This is a genomic window from Microbacterium sp., assembly GCF_029263575.1.
Taxonomy (GTDB): domain Bacteria; phylum Actinomycetota; class Actinomycetes; order Actinomycetales; family Microbacteriaceae; genus Microbacterium.
On the sequence record NZ_JAJUFV010000005.1, the window covers coordinates 1 to 16,403 of the forward strand.

14 protein-coding genes are annotated in these 16,403 nt (G+C 67.1%); 3 read left to right on the plus strand and 11 right to left on the minus strand.

From position 1 onward, the window contains the following. The 8 genes from Q1J95_RS00900 to Q1J95_RS00935 all read right to left on the minus strand — a co-directional run. A partial coding sequence (locus Q1J95_RS00900) for an ABC transporter permease (RefSeq protein WP_300265201.1) occupies positions 1-1,361 on the minus strand: 1,361 nt, incomplete at its 3' end. Then, on the minus strand, positions 1,358-2,119 hold the full coding sequence (locus Q1J95_RS00905) for an ABC transporter ATP-binding protein (RefSeq protein ID WP_300265204.1): 762 nt from the start codon (positions 2,117-2,119) through the stop codon (positions 1,358-1,360). The genes Q1J95_RS00900 and Q1J95_RS00905, both read right to left, overlap by 4 nt. Positions 2,120-2,314: 195 nt before the next feature. Continuing rightward, entirely contained in the window at positions 2,315-2,950 is a 636-nt protein-coding gene (locus Q1J95_RS00910) for a response regulator transcription factor (protein ID WP_300265207.1), read from the minus strand. Beyond that, positions 2,947-4,158, minus strand: coding sequence for a histidine kinase (locus tag Q1J95_RS00915; protein ID WP_300265210.1), 1,212 nt, complete (start codon positions 4,156-4,158; stop codon positions 2,947-2,949). Before Q1J95_RS00915 ends, Q1J95_RS00910 begins: the two co-directional genes overlap by 4 nt. Before the next feature lie 66 nt (positions 4,159-4,224). Continuing rightward, entirely contained in the window at positions 4,225-5,370 is a 1,146-nt protein-coding gene (locus tag Q1J95_RS00920; protein WP_300265213.1) for an AMP-binding protein, read from the minus strand. Between the two features lie 61 nt (positions 5,371-5,431). Then, the gene (locus Q1J95_RS00925; protein ID WP_300265216.1) at positions 5,432-6,355 is read right to left on the minus strand and encodes a 1,4-dihydroxy-2-naphthoyl-CoA synthase; all 924 of its coding nucleotides are present in this window, start codon (positions 6,353-6,355) and stop codon (positions 5,432-5,434) included. A gap of 9 nt (positions 6,356-6,364) precedes the next feature. Continuing rightward, complete coding sequence (locus Q1J95_RS00930) at positions 6,365-7,393, minus strand: permease prefix domain 1-containing protein (protein ID WP_300265219.1); 1,029 nt, start codon at positions 7,391-7,393, stop codon at positions 6,365-6,367. A gap of 2 nt (positions 7,394-7,395) precedes the next feature. Next, a complete protein-coding gene (locus Q1J95_RS00935; protein ID WP_300265222.1) occupies positions 7,396-7,737 on the minus strand; it encodes a PadR family transcriptional regulator in 342 nt (113 codons plus the stop codon). 202 nt (positions 7,738-7,939) lie between these two features. Here Q1J95_RS00935 and Q1J95_RS00940 point away from each other — a divergent pair, with 202 nt between their 5' ends. Next, a complete protein-coding gene (locus Q1J95_RS00940; RefSeq protein ID WP_300265225.1) occupies positions 7,940-8,923 on the plus strand; it encodes an o-succinylbenzoate synthase in 984 nt (327 codons plus the stop codon). Positions 8,924-8,948: 25 nt separating this feature from the next. On the opposite strand, the gene Q1J95_RS00945 is transcribed toward Q1J95_RS00940, so the two are convergent. Then, on the minus strand, positions 8,949-9,581 hold the full coding sequence (locus tag Q1J95_RS00945) for a TetR/AcrR family transcriptional regulator (protein WP_300265228.1): 633 nt from the start codon (positions 9,579-9,581) through the stop codon (positions 8,949-8,951). A 175-nt stretch (positions 9,582-9,756) separates the two neighbouring features. Here Q1J95_RS00945 and Q1J95_RS00950 point away from each other — a divergent pair, with 175 nt between their 5' ends. Beyond that, complete coding sequence (locus Q1J95_RS00950; protein ID WP_300265231.1) at positions 9,757-12,549, plus strand: efflux RND transporter permease subunit; 2,793 nt, start codon at positions 9,757-9,759, stop codon at positions 12,547-12,549. Then, positions 12,546-14,582: a YhgE/Pip family protein gene (locus Q1J95_RS00955; RefSeq protein ID WP_300265233.1), complete on the plus strand. Its 2,037-nt coding sequence runs from the start codon at positions 12,546-12,548 to the stop codon at positions 14,580-14,582. The genes Q1J95_RS00950 and Q1J95_RS00955 overlap by 4 nt, the downstream gene beginning before the upstream one ends. Positions 14,583-14,842: 260 nt before the next feature. On the opposite strand, the gene Q1J95_RS00960 is transcribed toward Q1J95_RS00955, so the two are convergent. Continuing rightward, positions 14,843-15,811 carry a ribokinase gene (locus Q1J95_RS00960; RefSeq protein ID WP_300265236.1) on the minus strand — a complete coding sequence of 323 codons (969 nt, stop codon included), beginning with the start codon at positions 15,809-15,811 and terminating at the stop codon, positions 14,843-14,845. After that, positions 15,795-16,400: a nucleoside 2-deoxyribosyltransferase gene (locus Q1J95_RS00965; RefSeq protein ID WP_366945534.1), complete on the minus strand. Its 606-nt coding sequence runs from the start codon at positions 16,398-16,400 to the stop codon at positions 15,795-15,797. The genes Q1J95_RS00960 and Q1J95_RS00965 overlap by 17 nt, the downstream gene beginning before the upstream one ends. Positions 16,401-16,403: the final 3 nt, after the last annotated feature.

Genomic DNA, 16,403 nt, shown 5'->3' on the forward strand with positions numbered 1-16,403 from the left:
ACCACCACGGGCACCCACGGCACGGCCGGGGCGATGAGCCCGGCCGTCTGATTGAAATTTGGCGGCATATGCACCGCTCCCAGCAGCGACTGCGCGGCGATCCATCCGTACAGCACGCCGAGCACCAGACCGGTGACGGTCGCGGTGACGGTGATGTGCAGCGCCTCGAGCATGATCATGCCGCGCACCTGCCGGTTCGACAGCCCGATGGCGCGCAAGAGGCCCAGCTCGCGTTTACGCTGAACGACCCCGATCGTGAGCAGGTTCACCAGCCCCACCGCGGCGATGACGGCTGAGACGCCGACGAGCACCATCATGACGGCGGCGAAGCTGTCCATGATGATCGAGAACTGCGAGTCGAGCTCGCCGCCGGCAGCCTTCGTCAACAGCACCTTCACGGATTCGAGAGCGACCGCGAACATCGTCACGAGCGTCACGCCCATCACGACGCCGATCGCCATCCGACTCGAACGCTCCGGGTATCGCAGCGCGTTCTCAGCTGCCATGCGCGCGGTCGCTGAGCGCCCGAATGCTCGTCCGACCAGCCGCAGCAACGGCGGCATCACCCGCACGGCCGCCAGCGAGATTCCGGTGAACGACAGCAGCCCGCCGAAGAACGACACGATCACACCGAGCGGACTGACAAGTCCGATGAACACTCCGAACACGAGAAGTCCGATGCCGATGATCACCAGCAGCAGAGCGCCGACATGGCGCGCAGGCCGGGATGACACCTCATCCTGCGAACGCTCGACCGATCCGGCGAGCGCTTGAAGCGGCGTCACCGTCAGCACGCGGCGCGAGCCCACCCAGGCCGCGATCCACGTGGTCAGCGCGACGCCTGCCGCCGGCAGCAGGATCGACGGCTGCAGGAGCGTGAACGACTCCACCGGCCCCAGTATCCGCTCGGCGATGAGCACGCCGGTGACGGTGATGAGCAGCCCCACGACGATTCCCCCGGCCGCGCCGATGATGCCCACGATGAGTCCCTGCCGGGCGACCTCGACACGCTGCGAGCGCGCGCTCGCGCCGATGAGTCGCACGAGAGCGATGCGCCGGGTGCGCCCGGCGATGATGGTCGAGAAAGTGTTCGCCGTGACGATCGCCGCGACATACAGCGCCACGCCCACCAGCAGCACCGTGAGGATGGAGACGACGGCCGCCAGCATTCCACTGTCGCCGATGTACGGGTCCGACTGCAGCATGACGCCGATGTATCCGGTCGCTTCGACGAGCACCACACCGAACGCCGAGGACAGGATCGCCACGAGAATGCTCGCGCCCATCCCCCGCTCCCGCAGCCACGTGAGCCGCGGCCCGGTGGCAGTCGTCTCGGGTACGAGTGTCGCGACGGCGCTCATGCCGACACCTCCGCTGCGAGCATGTATGCGGCGATCTGCTCAGCGCTCTGACCGGGGTGGTCGGCGACGATGCGTCCGTCCCCCAGGTAGAGAACCCGGTCGGCATGGCTGGCGGCGATAGCGTCGTGGGTGACCATGGCGATCGACTGGCCGTGCTCACGGCTGGCGTCGGAGAGCAGTTGCAGCACCTCCCGGCCAGAGCGAGAGTCGAGGTTCCCCGTCGGCTCATCGGCGAAGACCAGGTCGGGGGCGGTGGCGAGGGCTCGCGCGATCGCCACGCGCTGCTGCTGGCCGCCCGAGAGCTGGTGCGGACGATGATCGAGCCGCGCAGCGAGGCCGAGCCGCTCGATGAGACCGTTGATTCGTGCCCGTTCGATCGCGCTCGGCCGGCGCCCGTCCAGTTCGAACGGCAGCATGATGTTGCCGAGCGCGTCCAGCGTGGGCACGAGGTTGAACGACTGGAAGATGAAGCCCACGCGCCGGCGGCGCAGAATCGTCAGGTCCAGGTCGTCGAGGCCCGTGATCTCCGTGTCGCCGATCCAGGCGCGCCCGGTGGTCGGCGCGTCGAGGCCAGCCATGATGTGCATGAGTGTGGACTTACCCGACCCGGACGGCCCCATGATCGCGGTGAATTGTCCGCGACGGATGCCGACGCTGATGTCGTCGAGAGCGTGTACGGCAGCATCGCCTGAACCGTACGATTTCGTCAGATGCTGCACTCGCGCTGCGAGCCCCAGATCGCTGGTGGTGATTTCCATACCTATGACGGTATGAACAACGGATGCCTCGCCACATCGCCCGCGCGTAGCATCCACGTACATCCGCAGGATGATCCTCCGGCCCGCGAGACTGCATTGTGCGGACGAGCTGCGCCGGATTCCGCGCGGTCTCGTCCGCACAATGCCGTCTCATGCCGCGGGGCGGGGCGGGGCGGGGCGCGGCTGGCCGGCGCGTCAGGCCAGGTCGTGCTCGAAAGCGAAGACCACCAGCTGAACGCGGTCGCGCAGCGACAGCTTCGACAGAATGCGGCTGATGTGCGTCTTCACGGTCGCCTCGCTGAGGTACTCACGGGCAGCGATCTCAGAGTTCGAGAGGCCGCGCGCGGCGAGTGCGAAGATCTCCTGCTCGCGGTCGGTCAGCGATGCGAAGGCATCGGGCACCGGTTGGGTCTGTTCGGTGAAGCGCGCGAACAGCTCGCGGGTGGCGGACGCCGCGATCACGCTCGATCCGGCGTACACCGTGCGGATCGCGGCGAGCAGAAACTCCGGATCGGCGTCTTTCAACAGGAATCCGCTCGCGCCCTCCCGGATCGCGCGTGCGGCAGCCTCATCGAGGTCGAAGGTGGTGAGCATGACGACCTTCGGCGCGTCCGGTTGAGTGAGCAGACGCCCGGTCGCTGTGATGCCGTCCATGACCGGCATCCGGATGTCCATCAAGACGACATCGGGCTTCGTCTGGGCGATGACGGCGAGTCCTTCCTGCCCATCGCCGGCCTCACCGACGATCTCGAGATCGGGCTGCGAGTCGACGAGCATGCGGATGCCGGCGCGAAATAGTGCCTGGTCATCGACGAGCACCACACGGATCATGATCTCGTCCCTTGGATCGTGTCAGCGGAGAGTTGCCCGGCGCCGATGGGCAGCGTCGCGGCCACGACGAAGGCGTCTCCTTCGCGCCGTGCCGTCAGGGTGCCCCCGGCCAGCTGCGCTCGCTCGTGCATACCCATGATGCCGTGGCCGCCGCCCGTGTTTCCACCGGCCGCGCCGACGGCGTTGGCAATGCGGATGGCGACATGATCGGCCCGCCACGCGAGGCTCACATCGACGGCGCTCCCGGATCCGTGACGGATGACGTTCGTCAATGCCTCCTGCAGGATGCGGTAGACCGCGAGCTGCGTGGCTGTCGGCGGCTCGCCCGGTGGCATCGGGTCGACAGTGACGCGCGGCTCGATGCCGGCCTGGCGCACCTGTGCGAACAGCGCCTCGAGGTCGGCGAGTGTCGGCTGCGGGCCATCGCCCTGGCGGTGGCGCAGCTGCGTGAGCAGCATCCGCACGTCAGAGAGCGCACCGCGTGCGGTCTGCGAGATGGTCGTGAGGGCGGTGGTCGCGGCGTCCGGGTCGGCGGCGGCGGCGTAGCGCGCACCATCTGCCTGCGCGATCACCACGGCCAGCGAGTGGGCGACCACATCATGCATGTCACGGGCGATGCGCACGCGCTCCTGCTCTTCGATGGCCTGCTGCTCTGCCCGCTGCTGCGCCTGTCGGATGCGCCGCGAGCGCAGCACCAGGCGCCAGAGAAAGCCGCACAGCCAGGCGGATCCCAACGCCAGGACCGATGAGACCACCAGCAGCGCGAGAACCCCGAAGGATTGAAGCGGATCAGTCACCTGGGTGATGTTCGCGTAGGTGATGTAAGCGCTCGCGACCACGGCGCCGATTCCCGCAGACACGAGCCCGGCCACCATCACGCGTCGCGAGCCCCACGCGGCCGTGGCGTACAGCACGCCCAGGATCGCAACGTTGATCGGCAACGGTGTGAGCCCGGCCGACATCTGCACCAGCGCACCGGCCCAGGCCACGGCGAGCGCGATGCCCGGCGAAAGCCGAGCGATGGCGACCGCGCCGCACTGAAGCACGGCAGCGGCGAGCACGGCGATGATCCCGACGGGCTCCGAGACCAAGAAGCTCAGGCTGCCCGGCGCATAGACCATCAGCGACAGCGGTGCGAACACGGCGAACAGCACGACCGCGCCGACGATATCGAGCACGATCGCGGTGCGAGACAGCGGTCGGATCACCCTCTCACGCTACGCGAACGCTCGTGCCGGAGCATCCGCCTGGCGATGTATTCGATGTGGGTTCCTTCAGCGCAGCTGCGCGACGCTGCGGCGGATCGCTTCGCGGTCGGGCTTGCCGGAGGTCAGGGTGGCGAGCTCGTCGACGATGATCAGTCGCGCGGGACGTGCGGGCTTTCCGAGCTCGGTCGCGACGGCCTCGCGTGCGCTCTCGAGCTGGTCGGCTTCGCTGCGTCGAAGGCTCTCCCCGCGCGGAGCGACGATGACGGATGCTTCGCCCCAGCGCGCGTCCTCGACACCCACGACGACGGCAGCGGTGAGACCGGGGATCGAACGGACGATCCGTTCGACCCGGTCGAGGGAAACGTTGATGCCGCCCGAGACGATCACGTTGTCGGCTCTGCCGTGCACGCGCACGACGCCGTCGTCGTCGACGATGCCGAGGTCGCCGGTGCGATACCAGCGGACGCCGTGCTCATCGCGCACGAATATGCGCTCGGTGAGCTGCGTGTCGCCGAGGTATCCGTCGGCGAGCATGGGGCCGGCGATCCACAGCTCACCGTCGACAGCACGCACGGCGACGTTTTCCAGCGGAACACCGTCGTACACGCATCCACCGCTCGTCTCTGATGAACCATAAGTGCGCACGAGCCGCACGCCGAGCGCGGCCGCGGCCTCACGGAGAGGTTCGGGCAGCGCCTGACCGCCGACCAGAATCGCCGAATAAGCCTGAAGCGCCGCACGCACGGACGCGTCGTCTGCAGCATCGATGAGCGTCGCGAGCTGGGCCGGCACAACCGATGTGAACAGCCGCTCGATCTCGCCCGACCCTGACATCGGACGCAGCATCGACAGCGTCGCCTCAGTGAATGCGCGCGTGGAGAATCCGTTCGCCAGCACGACCGGCTCGGTGCCGGCGACGATGGAGCGGACGAGAACCTGAAGCCCCGCCACGTAGCCCGCGGGCAGGGCCAGCAGCCACCGACCGCTGCCGATGCGCTCAGCAGTGGCCTCGGCGCTGGCTCGCAGCGCCTCACAGCTGAGCACGACCCGCTTCGGGATGCCACTCGACCCCGACGTCGCGATGACAGCGGCCGTCCCCTCGGGTACGGCATCCGTCTGCCCGCCTCCCAGCATTCCCAGCCCGAGCACGGTGTCGCCGTCGAGGGCCGCCCGCACCGCGTCGATGTCTACCCCCCCGCACGAATCGCGCAATTTGCTCCTCCCGCCCCCGTATTGCAGAAATTTCCGCGATTCGAAAGTCATGGCAGCGTCCTCAGAAGTGCCAGGGGAATGACGACCAGTCGGGATCGCGCTTCTCAAGGAACGAATCTCTGCCCTCGACGGCCTCGTCGGTGCCGTACGCGAGACGCGTCGCCTCACCGGCGAACACCTGCTGCCCGACCATCCCGTCGTCGACGGCATTGAAGGCGAACTTCAGCATGCGGATTGCCGTGGGCGACTTCGTCAGCACCGTGCGCGCCATGCGCAACGCCTCGCGTTCAAGCTCCGTGTGCGGCACGACCCGGTTCACGCTTCCCATCTCGTAGGCGCGCTGTGCGGAGTATTCCTCAGCCAGGAAGAACACCTCGCGGGCGATCTTCTGGCCCGTCTGGCGGGCCATGTACGCCGAACCGTATCCAGCGTCGAAACTGCCGACATCGGCATCCGTCTGCTTGAAACGCCCGTGCTCGGCACTGGCGACACTGAGATCGCACACGATGTGCAGCGAGTGCCCGCCGCCAGCGGCCCAACCCGGGATCACCGCGATGACGACCTTCGGCATGAAGCGAATCAGCCGCTGCACCTCGAGGATGTGCAAGCGACCCAACGCGGCAGAGGCCGCTGGGCCTTCGGTTGCTGACGGTTCGACAGGATCAGCGGTCGAAGCATACTTGTACCCGTCCCGGCCGCGAATCCGCTGGTCACCGCCTGAGCAGAACGCCCACCCGCCGTCTTTTGCACTGGGCCCGTTTCCAGTGAGCAGCACGGCGCCGATCTTCGGATCTTGCCGAGCGATGTCGAGCGCCCGGTACAGCTCGTCCACCGTGTGCGGGCGGAACGCGTTGCGCACCTCTGGCCGGTCGAACGCGATGCGCGCGACACCACCGTCATGCGTGACGTGCGCAGTGATGTCTGTGTAGTTTTCAGCACCCGGTGCGAGCACCCATTCCGCGGGATCGAAGAGTTCGGAAACCATGCTCACAGCCTATGCCGCCAGCTGCGCGCGCCGCGTCTTCAGCCACCCGTCGACGGTGTCCCAGACGGCGATGCCGACGATGAACGCACCGGTGAGCACCGCGAGGATGCGGAAGATGCCGCCCTCACCTGCCGCTTCCGCATCGCCCGCGGCGAACCCGTCTCCGCCGGCGTCGACGATGAAGGCAAGGAATTCGGGGTTGATCAGCTGACCGGTGACCAGCAGGTAAACCGCGCCAGCGGCGAACACGACGGCGAGCACGGTGTTCAAGACAGCGAGACTCGGTCGCCACCCCCGGCCGGCATAGACCGCGACTGCCAGTGCCGCCTCGAGCGCGATGAGAATCAGCGCGGCCGTGATCCACCACGGCCACAGCCCGGGGGCAAGGATCGGCAGCGCTGTCGTCTGCCCGCCCAGGCCCTCGGTGACATCGACCTCTCCGGTGGCCACGAAGACGAATCCGACGAAGCGATCCCACAGCAGAGCGCCGACGGCGATCGCGAGGAACACCACCGAGGCGATGAGATCGCTGCGGCTCGCACCGTCTTCGCGCACCTCGGGCAGCGAGTCGACCGACCATCTCACTCCGGTGTCGGCGCCGGTGCGTTCGAGCACGAAGAACACCAGCGTCGTCCAGAAGCACAGGTGCACGATGACCGAGAGGGTGATGGCGATCGTCTGGCCGATGATCTCGCCCACCGGAGCGTCCGAGATCACCAAGCCCACCGCCACCACGGCCGCCACCGTGACCGGAACGATCCACAGCAGCAGCTTCAGCAGTCGCCACCACGTGAGGAAGTACTTCGGCCCGATGAGGTGCAGCGGGCGGTCGGCGTAGCCGGCCGCGAGGATCGCGGGGTCACCGAGCTCTGTCAGCACGGTGCGCTCGGCATCCGCCTGATCCTCGCCCTGGTCGGTGCGCGCTTCGATGGCGTCGGCGATGGATGCTTCGAGCTCGACGCGCACGTCGTCTTGCGCCGACGGGTCGAGAGATTTCGTGACGGCGCCGATGTAGCGCTCGGTGAGTACGGCAGTCATGATCAGCTCTCCTGTTCAGGCGTGGTCGTGAGGGTGGCGATCGCTTCGGTGAGCGCGAGCCACTCGGTCGTGAGGGTGTCGGCGAGGCGAGTACCGGCCTCGGAGGTGCGATAGAACTTGCGCGGCCGGGCCTCGTCGGTGTTCCACTCGCTCGTGAGGTACTCCTGCTTCTCGAGTCGACGAAGCAGCGGGTACAGCGTGTTCGCATCGGTGGCGAAGCCGTGACGCTGGAGATCTTCGAGCAGGCCATAGCCGTAACCGGGTGTCCGCAGCAGTTGCAGACACGCGAGCACGACGGTGCCGCGCCGCAGCTCCTGCAGGTGTGTGTCGAATACCTCATCCATGTCCGCAACACTACTGTGTGTCACACACTATTGTCAACGACACATTGGTGCACGGCAGGTCGCGTCGGACACTTGTCTGTTCAGATCACAGATGTCGGTCGAAAACCTCGATACGAGCAGACATCCGTGATCTGAGCCGACAGGTGTCCTCGAAACCCGGGCCGCCCCGGAAGCTCGGCCGGGAAGGGGGCATGATGGGAGCATGCTCCCCGCGCTGGAAGATCTGCTCGCCACCGCCCGCGTCGTCGCACTGCCGATGACGACGCGGTTTCGCGGAGTCACGGTGCGCGAGGCGGTGCTGTTCGAGGGCCCCGAAGGGTGGGCCGAGTTCTCGCCCTTCACCGAATATGCGGATGCCGAGGCATCCGTCTGGCTCGCAGCGGCGATCGACTTCGCCTGGAACCCGCGACCAGCCGCACGACGCGACCGGATTCGGGTCAACGCAACGGTCCCGGCCGTCGAAGCGAGTCACGTGGCGAGCGTTCTCGCGCAGTTTCCCGGATGCCGCACCGCCAAGGTGAAGGTCGCAGCGCCGGGCCGCCAGCTGGCGGATGACGTGGCCCGCGTCCGTGCGGCACGTGAGGAACTCGGGCCGGAAGGACGCATCCGCGTCGACGCCAACGCCGCCTGGAACGTCGATGAGGCCGAGCGAGCATTGCACGCCCTCGCCGAGTTCGACCTCGAGTACGCCGAGCAGCCGTGCGCGAGCATCGAAGAACTCGCCGAGTTGCGCACGCGCGTGAAGCACATGGGCATTCCGATCGCCGCCGATGAGAGCGTGCGCAGGGCATCCGACCCGCTCGCCGTCGCACGCGCGGGCGCCGCCGACCTCGTCGTCATCAAGGCCCAGCCGCTCGGCGGCATCGCTCGCGCTCTCGACATCGTCGCCGAGGCCGGGTTGCCTGCCATCGTATCCAGCGCCCTCGACACCGCCATCGGCCTCAGCCAGGGCGCCGCTCTGGCCGCCGCGCTCCCCCAGCTCGACTATGACTGCGGCCTGGGCACAAGCGCGCTGTTCGCCCAGGACCTCGCCGATCTCTCACCGGCTGACGGCACGATTCCCGTCGGCCGTGTGGTCCCGCATGCCGACCGACTCGACAAGCGCGCAGCATCCGCTGATCGACGCGAATGGTGGCTCGAGCGCCTTGCTCGCTGTCACGCCGTGCTTGCAGCGTCCGCTGGCTGAGAAGCGCGCTTCGCGCAACAACCGCTCAGGCGCCGGCGGGGGCGATGATCAGCTCGACGATCTGGGCGAGAGCCTCCGCCCCGGTTCGATGCAGCTCTTCACCGTCGAGGCCCGCGATGACGCCACGCCCCATGCACCCTTCCCACTGCATGATCAGCATCTGTGCGGCAACGGCCACATCCACACGAAGCGCGAACAGCCCAGAGTCGACGATGCCCTGGATGATGCCTTCGATGCTGGCCATAAGGGCCTCTTCCTGCGCGACATAGGCCACACCGAACTCGACGTCGCGTAGAGCCCGGATGCGGATCTCGCTCATCAGCAGCACGCTGAGACGATCGTCTTCCCCGGATTCCATCACGCGCTGAACGAGGTCGATCGGGTCTGCAGCGTCGGTGAGCACGCCGGTCTCGACGAACTCGGCGATACGCGCCCCCACGGTCGCCAGGCGCCGCTCGGCGACGGCGGCAGACAACTGCAGGAACAGCTCGTCTTTGGAGTCGAAGTTCGAATAGAACGCCCCGCGCGTGAAACCAGCACGTTCGCAGATCGCCTCGACACTAGCGCCCTCCAGGCCGATCTCGGCGAAGATCTCGGCCGCCGCATCCAGCAGGCGCGCCCGCGTGTTCTCGCGTCGCCTCGTCACAGGAGTCGTCATAGTGTCCCTATTCTGCCGGTCCGGTGAGCTCTTCGCCCCTTCGACAGGCTCAACGAGCGAAGGGCCGCACTTCACACCCAGCACACAGTTTCGCCTACCGTTTTCCTCGTAGGATACACGTGCGTATCGGATACATCTCTGTATCCAAATCCCCAGCCGCACTCGGAGGAAGTCTGTGTCCACACTCCTGTCGTCGCTCGGACGCTGGTCATTCGCGCACCCGTGGCGCGTGCTCGTCGCCTGGCTGCTCGTGCTGGGCGTCGCCGGCGGCGGAGCGCTCGTGCTGAGCAGCGGCACGGATGACTCGTTCTCGATTCCCGGCACCGAGTCGCAAGACGGCCTCGAGCAGCTCTCCCGTTCGTTCCCCCAGGTCAGCGGCACGAATGCACAGTTCATCGTGGTCGCCGAGGACGGCTCCCGGGTCACCGACGACGACTACCGTGAGTCGATCGAGGATTCCGTCGGCGAGATCGAAGACCTCGAGGGTGTGCTCGCTGTCACCTCGCCGTACGACGAGATGGTCGAGGGAATGGTCAATGACGGCGCATCCGCCGCCATCGTGCAATTGCAGTTCGACGGGCAGAGCACCGGTGTCTCCGACGAGACCAAGGACGAGCTCACCGCCATGGTCGATGATCTGCGCGAAGAGCTGCCGGAGGGCTCACAGCTGAAGCTCGGCGGCGACCTGTTCGCCATCTCCATTCCCGGCGTGACGATCACTGAGGCGATCGGGCTCATCATCGCTCTTCTCGTGCTGGTCGTGACGTTCCGCTCGTTCGTGGTCGCAGGTCTTCCGCTGCTGACCGCCGTGCTCGGAGTCGGCATCTCGATGGCCGGCATCTTCGCAGCCACGGCATTCGCCACGGTTTCCTCGACGACTCCCCTGCTTGCCCTCATGCTCGGCCTCGCCGTCGGCATCGACTACGCGCTGTTCATCATGGCTCGCCACCAAGATCAGGTGCGCGACGGTGTCGACCCCGAGGAGTCAGCCGCCCGAGCCGTCGGAACGGCCGGTTCGGCCGTCGTCTTCGCCGGCATCACCGTGCTCATCGCCCTGATCGGCCTCAGCTTCGCCGGCATCCCGTTTCTCACCACGATGGGTATTGCAGCCTCGGTCGCCGTCGCCATCGCGGTGGCCATCGCCGTGACGCTCACCCCCGCCGTTCTCGGCTTCGTCAAGGGACGCGTCGTCGGCCGTCCCAAGAAGCGCAAGCAGCCGAAGAAGGGCGCGAGCCCGCGCCGCGGGTTCAGCTCACGCTGGGTCGGCGGTGTGACCAAGCATCCGATTCTCACCTCCATCGCCGTCGTGATCGGGCTCGGCGTCGTCGCCATTCCGGCCCTCAGCCTCAACCTGGCGCTGCCGAACGCGGGAGTGCTCCCGAAAGACAACGAGGCGCGCCAGAGCTACGACCTGGTCGCTGAGGAGTTCGGCGCCGGGTTCAACGGCCCCCTCATCCTGACCGGCACGATCGTGACGTCGACCGATCCGCTGGTACTGATGGAAGACCTCGGTGATGCCGTCGCCGAGATCGACGGGGTCAAAGAGGTCGCCCTGGCCACCCCCAACGAGACAGCCGACACCGGCATCGTGCAGGTTATTCCCGAGACGGCGCCGGATGACCCCGCCACCAGCGACCTCGTCCGCGAGCTTCGCTCGCACCACGGGGAATGGCTCGACGAATTCGGCATCGATGTGAAGATCACCGGCTTCACCGCCGTCGCCATCGATATCTCCGACCAGCTGGGCGGGGCGTTGCTGCCGTTCGGAGTCTTCGTGATCGGCCTGTCACTCATTCTGCTGACGATCGTGTTCCGGTCGCTCTGGGTGCCGATCACTGCGGCGCTGGGATATCTGCTGTCGATCATCGCCGGGTTCGGCATCGTCGCGGCGGTGTTCGAGTGGGGCTGGCTCGCCGAAGCTCTGCACGTGGCGAAGGTCGGCCCGATCATCAGCTTCATGCCGATCATCCTCATGGGCGTGCTGTTCGGCCTGGCGATGGACTACCAGGTCTTCCTCGTCTCGCGCATGCGTGAAGACTACGTGCACGCGCTCCGTGCCCTGCGTCAGTCGAAAGCTCCCGGCATCGAACCGACGCGGCCGGAGCGCCGCAGGCTCGCCCAAGAGGCGGTTCGCTCCGGCTTCACGGGTTCGGCCAAGGTCGTCACGGCGGCGGGTCTGATCATGTTCGCCGTGTTCGTCGCATTCGTGCCCGAGGGAGATTCCTCGCTCAAGCCGATCGCACTGGGCTTGGCCGCTGGTATCGCGATCGACGCGTTCCTCGTGCGCATGACGCTCATCCCCGCGCTCATGGCGATCCTCGGCGAGCGCGCCTGGGAGATCCCCCGGTGGCTGGAGAAGATCCTGCCCTCGGTCGACATCGAAGGCGAGGCCGTCGAACGCGAGCGTGATCTCGAGGCGTGGCCAGGAGATGACTCGGTCGTGGCCGCCGACGATCTCGTGCTCACGGCGGATGCCCCGGTTCTCGACGGCGTCTCGCTGCGCGTCGCCGGCGGCTCGGCGCTGATCGCGACCGGTGACGACTCCCGCGCGCATCGCGTGCTCGCTCTGGCGGTCGCCGGGCGCCTGACGTCGGATGCCGGAAACCTGCGCGTCATCGGGCATCTGCTTCCCGGGCGAGCCGCGTGGGTGCGTCGCCACGTCGGTTGCGTGCTCGTGACCGACGCCGACGCCGCACTCGGCGATCTGCAAGAGGCTCTGCGCGGGCACTCCGAGCTCGTCGTGATCGACGGCATCGACCGCTTCACCGGTGGCCAGCGCGATCAGGCGACGGCGATGCTGCAGGATGCCGCATCCTCTCGCACGCTCGCCGTGTTCGCCACGGCCTCCGATCCCCACCTGGCGCAGGCGATCCTGGCCGAGGCAGCGTGGCCCGACGCCGAAATCCTCGATCTCGCCGCTGACACAGCGCGCGCCACGCACTCCGACACGACTGAGGTGAACGCATGACCCTCTCCATCGAACGGGCTCGCTCTCGGCGGCCCATCACCTGGCTGACGCTCCTCGGCGTCCTGCTGCTTCCGGCCCTGGTCGGCGGCGTGCTCGTCGCAGCCCTGCAGAACCCGACCGAGCGGCTGGACTCGATGACCGCGGCCATCGTGAACCTTGATGAACCCGTCACGATCGACGACCAGTACACGCCGCTGGGCCGCCAGCTCGCCTCGGGTCTCGTGGAGGGCTCGGACGAGCTCGACTCCAACCTCACGTGGGTGATCTCGAATGAGGACGACGCCGCCGACGGCCTCGCCGAAGGTCGGTACCAGGCGGTCATCACGATTCCCGAGGAATTCTCGGCTGCGGCGACCTCGTCGGGCCAGGCGATCTCGGACGGCGGCGGAACACCCGAGAAGGCGACGATCGAAGTCACCACCCCCGACGACGGCCTCATCGCCGACGACCTCATCACCGGTCAGATCGCGACCGTGGCGACCTCGACCATGGGCACGATGCTGTCTGAGGCGACCACCGAGAACATCCTGGTCGGCTTCACCACGATCGGCGATCAGATCGGCGAAGCAGCAACGGGAGCGCACGAGCTCGCTGACGGTGCGCGCACCGCTGCCGACGGCGCCGCTGAGCTGCCCGACGGCGCGGCACAGCTGGCCGACGGCGCCACGCAGCTCGGATCCGGCGCGGGCGAGCTCGCCACCGGACTCGGTACGATCGCAACCAACACACGCGATGTCGCCACGGGTGCGAGCGATCTCGGCACGGGGCTCACCGACGGCGCGGCTACGCTCGAAGCCCCGGACAGTGATCTGAATCAGCTCGCCGGCGCCGCGTCGACAGGTGCAGGCTACGCGAAGACGGCAGCCGACCAGACAGCCGCGCTGGCGCAGAACCTCGGCGCGAATGCGCAGTCCCTCGGCGGCAATGCCGCCACACTCGGTGACCTCGCAGCCGAATGCTACGAAACCGGCGCGGGCGCGGAATTCTGCGCTCGCCTTGCGTCAACCGCACAGGCCGTCGGAACGGATGCAGCCGCAATCGGTGGCAACGCCGAAGCCGCCGGAGTAGCGGCAGTCTCCGCCGGAACGGCCAACGGCTACGCCGCCAACATCTCGACGGGCGTGGGCGCCCTGCCGAGTGCTCTGGCGTCCCAACTGCGCGAGGCAGGAAACGGCGCGCAGGCCCTCGCCGCCGGGCTCACCCAGCTCGCTGACGGCGTCGACCAGTCGGCATCCGGGGCCTCAGAGCTCGGCAACGGGGCGATCTCGCTGAGCACCGGCGCCACCTCACTCGCCGACGGTGCAACCGAGCTCGCGGACGGCATGGACGAGCTGGCCACCGGAACGAACGACCTCGCCGACGGTCTCACGACAGCGACCGAGTCGCTGCCGTCGTTCGACGACCAGGAGTCGAGTTCCATCGCCTCGGTCGTCGCCGATCCGGTGACGAGCGGCACCGCGGCGAACACGATCTTCGGCCCGACCGCGATTCCGCTGCTCGCCGCCGTTGTGCTGTGGTTCGGCGGACTCGCCTCATTCCTCGTCATGCGCTCCCACCCCGAGCGCACGCTGACCTCGCGTCGTTCATCTGCCGCCCTGGCGCTGCGCGCTTTCGTCCCCGCCGCGGCCATCGGTGCCGCGCAGGGCGTGCTGGTGGCGCTGATCGTGCAGTTCGTGGCCTCGTACGACGCCGCGACGTGGTGGGCCTTCGCCGGTACCGCCGTCGTCGCCGGAGTCGCCTTCGCCGCCGTGAATCAGGCGCTCGTCGCACTGCTCGGCGGCATCGGCCGCTGGGTCAGCGCCCTCATCGGCGTCGTCGCGGTCGCCACCGGGCTCATCTCGACGGTGCCCGGATGGCTCGCGTCGATCGGTGCGGCGCTGCCAACCGCCCCGGCGTTCACCGGGCTCATCGCCGCGAGCGGCGGCGCGATCGCCGGACTGATCGTGTGGGCGGTGCTGTCGTTGGTCGCGACCACACTCGTGGTGACGCTGAGGCGTAGCACGTCAGCCAAGGCGGTGCTGGCTGCCACGTAGCATCCGCTCGCGCGCCGGTGTCGCGTCCGGCGTCCGCCTCTGCCTTCCACCTCTCTGTCGTCTACGGCAAAACTCTGGCACCCGATGACTGGGCTGCTCTCGCGCGCACCGTACACCGCGACCTGGCCGAACCGCCTGTTTGCCGCATCACCGAGGCCGAACTCGTCTGGTACTCGGGCAGTGTCGAGCACGCCGAGACCGTCGCCCTCAGGGGAGCACGCGCAATCCGGAGGTGTGCCCGTCCACCGGCGCCCGCCGATTCAGCTCAGGTCGCTGTCTGCGTGTGCGACCAGCGCATCGACGCTCGCCCGCTGCGGCAGACTGGGCGAGGCTCCCCGTTTCGTGACGGCCAACGCGCCCGCAGCCATGCCACGCGTGATCGCGTCCGAAAGCTCGAAGCCTTCCGCCAGTCCCGCAGCCAGGTACCCGGCAAAGGCGTCGCCGGCCGCCGTGGTATCGACGCTCTGCACAGCGAACGGCTCAAACTGTGTGGCTCCTTGCGCGTTGACCAGCACAGCACCGGTAGAGGCCATTGTGATGAGAGCGTTGTTCGTCCCACGTGCACAGAACCACTGCCCGGCCCGGATAGCACTGTCGAGGTCGGTGACCGGAATCCCCGTCAACAGCGAAGCTTCTGTCTCGTTCGGCGTCACGATATCGATCGATCGCCAAATCTGCGGATCGAGTTCGACCACCGGTGCTGGGTCGAGCACCACAGTCATCCCGGCTGCCTTGCCAGCCGAAACCGCGCTGTATGCGGTTTCCGACGGAACCTCCAGCTGTGTGAGCAGAACGGATACCTGTGACGACAGCACCGAGAACGCTTCATCAACGTGCTGGGCGTCGAGTCGACTGTTGGCGAGCGGCACCATCACGATGTCGTTCTCGCCAGATGCATCAACACGGATATGCGCCACCCCTGTGGCTCCCTCGAATTCACGAACGTGAGAGATATCAACGCCGTACCCATCCAACGCAGACACGACGAGGTCCCGGAACGGATCAGTGCCGACGCATCCGATCAAGTACGTGCGCGCGCCCGCGAGAGATGAAGCCACGGCCTGATTGGCGCCTTTTCCGCCGAGCACCAGCGTGAGGTCGTCACCGAGAACGGTCTCTCCACGCGCCGGCAGTCGCTGTGAGAACGTCGTGACGTCGGCGGTGATGCTTCCCACCACGACCACGCCAGCACCGCTGTGATCTGTGAGGTCGTCACTGTGCGTCGTCATGGTGCTCCCTATTGTGAAGCTGATCGCGCGCGATAGTTAGGACTCGTCGAAACGCGCTGAGGTCTGTCCACATCGTCTCGGGCGTGGTCTGCGCACGCTGCAATGACCAGCCCCGGTGAGAGATTCCTCCGTCGATCATCAGATTGTCGGCCATGCCGTGCTGTTCGATCATCTCACCGTCGGGTGACACCAACCGGCCCGATTCGATAGTGGCCGAACCAAAATAGTCGGTCGCCCGGACGCTGTAATCACGCGGGTCGTTGGTGAAGCCGTAGGCAGGCTTTCCCTGCGCGATCATGTAGCCGAGCTCGAACACCGTCCCGACATCAGCACTGATACCGCGGAAGGGGGTGAGGTTGGCGATGCAAAGATCGGCATCGTCCATCAGCTCTTCGTTGAGCCGGCTAATCTCCTCGCCGAACGCCCGTGGATCTTTCTCATCGCGTTCCATGAAATCAGCGTGCCGACGCGTCGGCGCGAAACCGAACTCAGCGAGCGCTTCCCTCTTACGATCAATCAGCTCACGGCCGCCGGGAAGAAAGACTTCCGGCCCAGCCAGATAAACTTTGAGCATTGGTTCCGTCTCCATCTC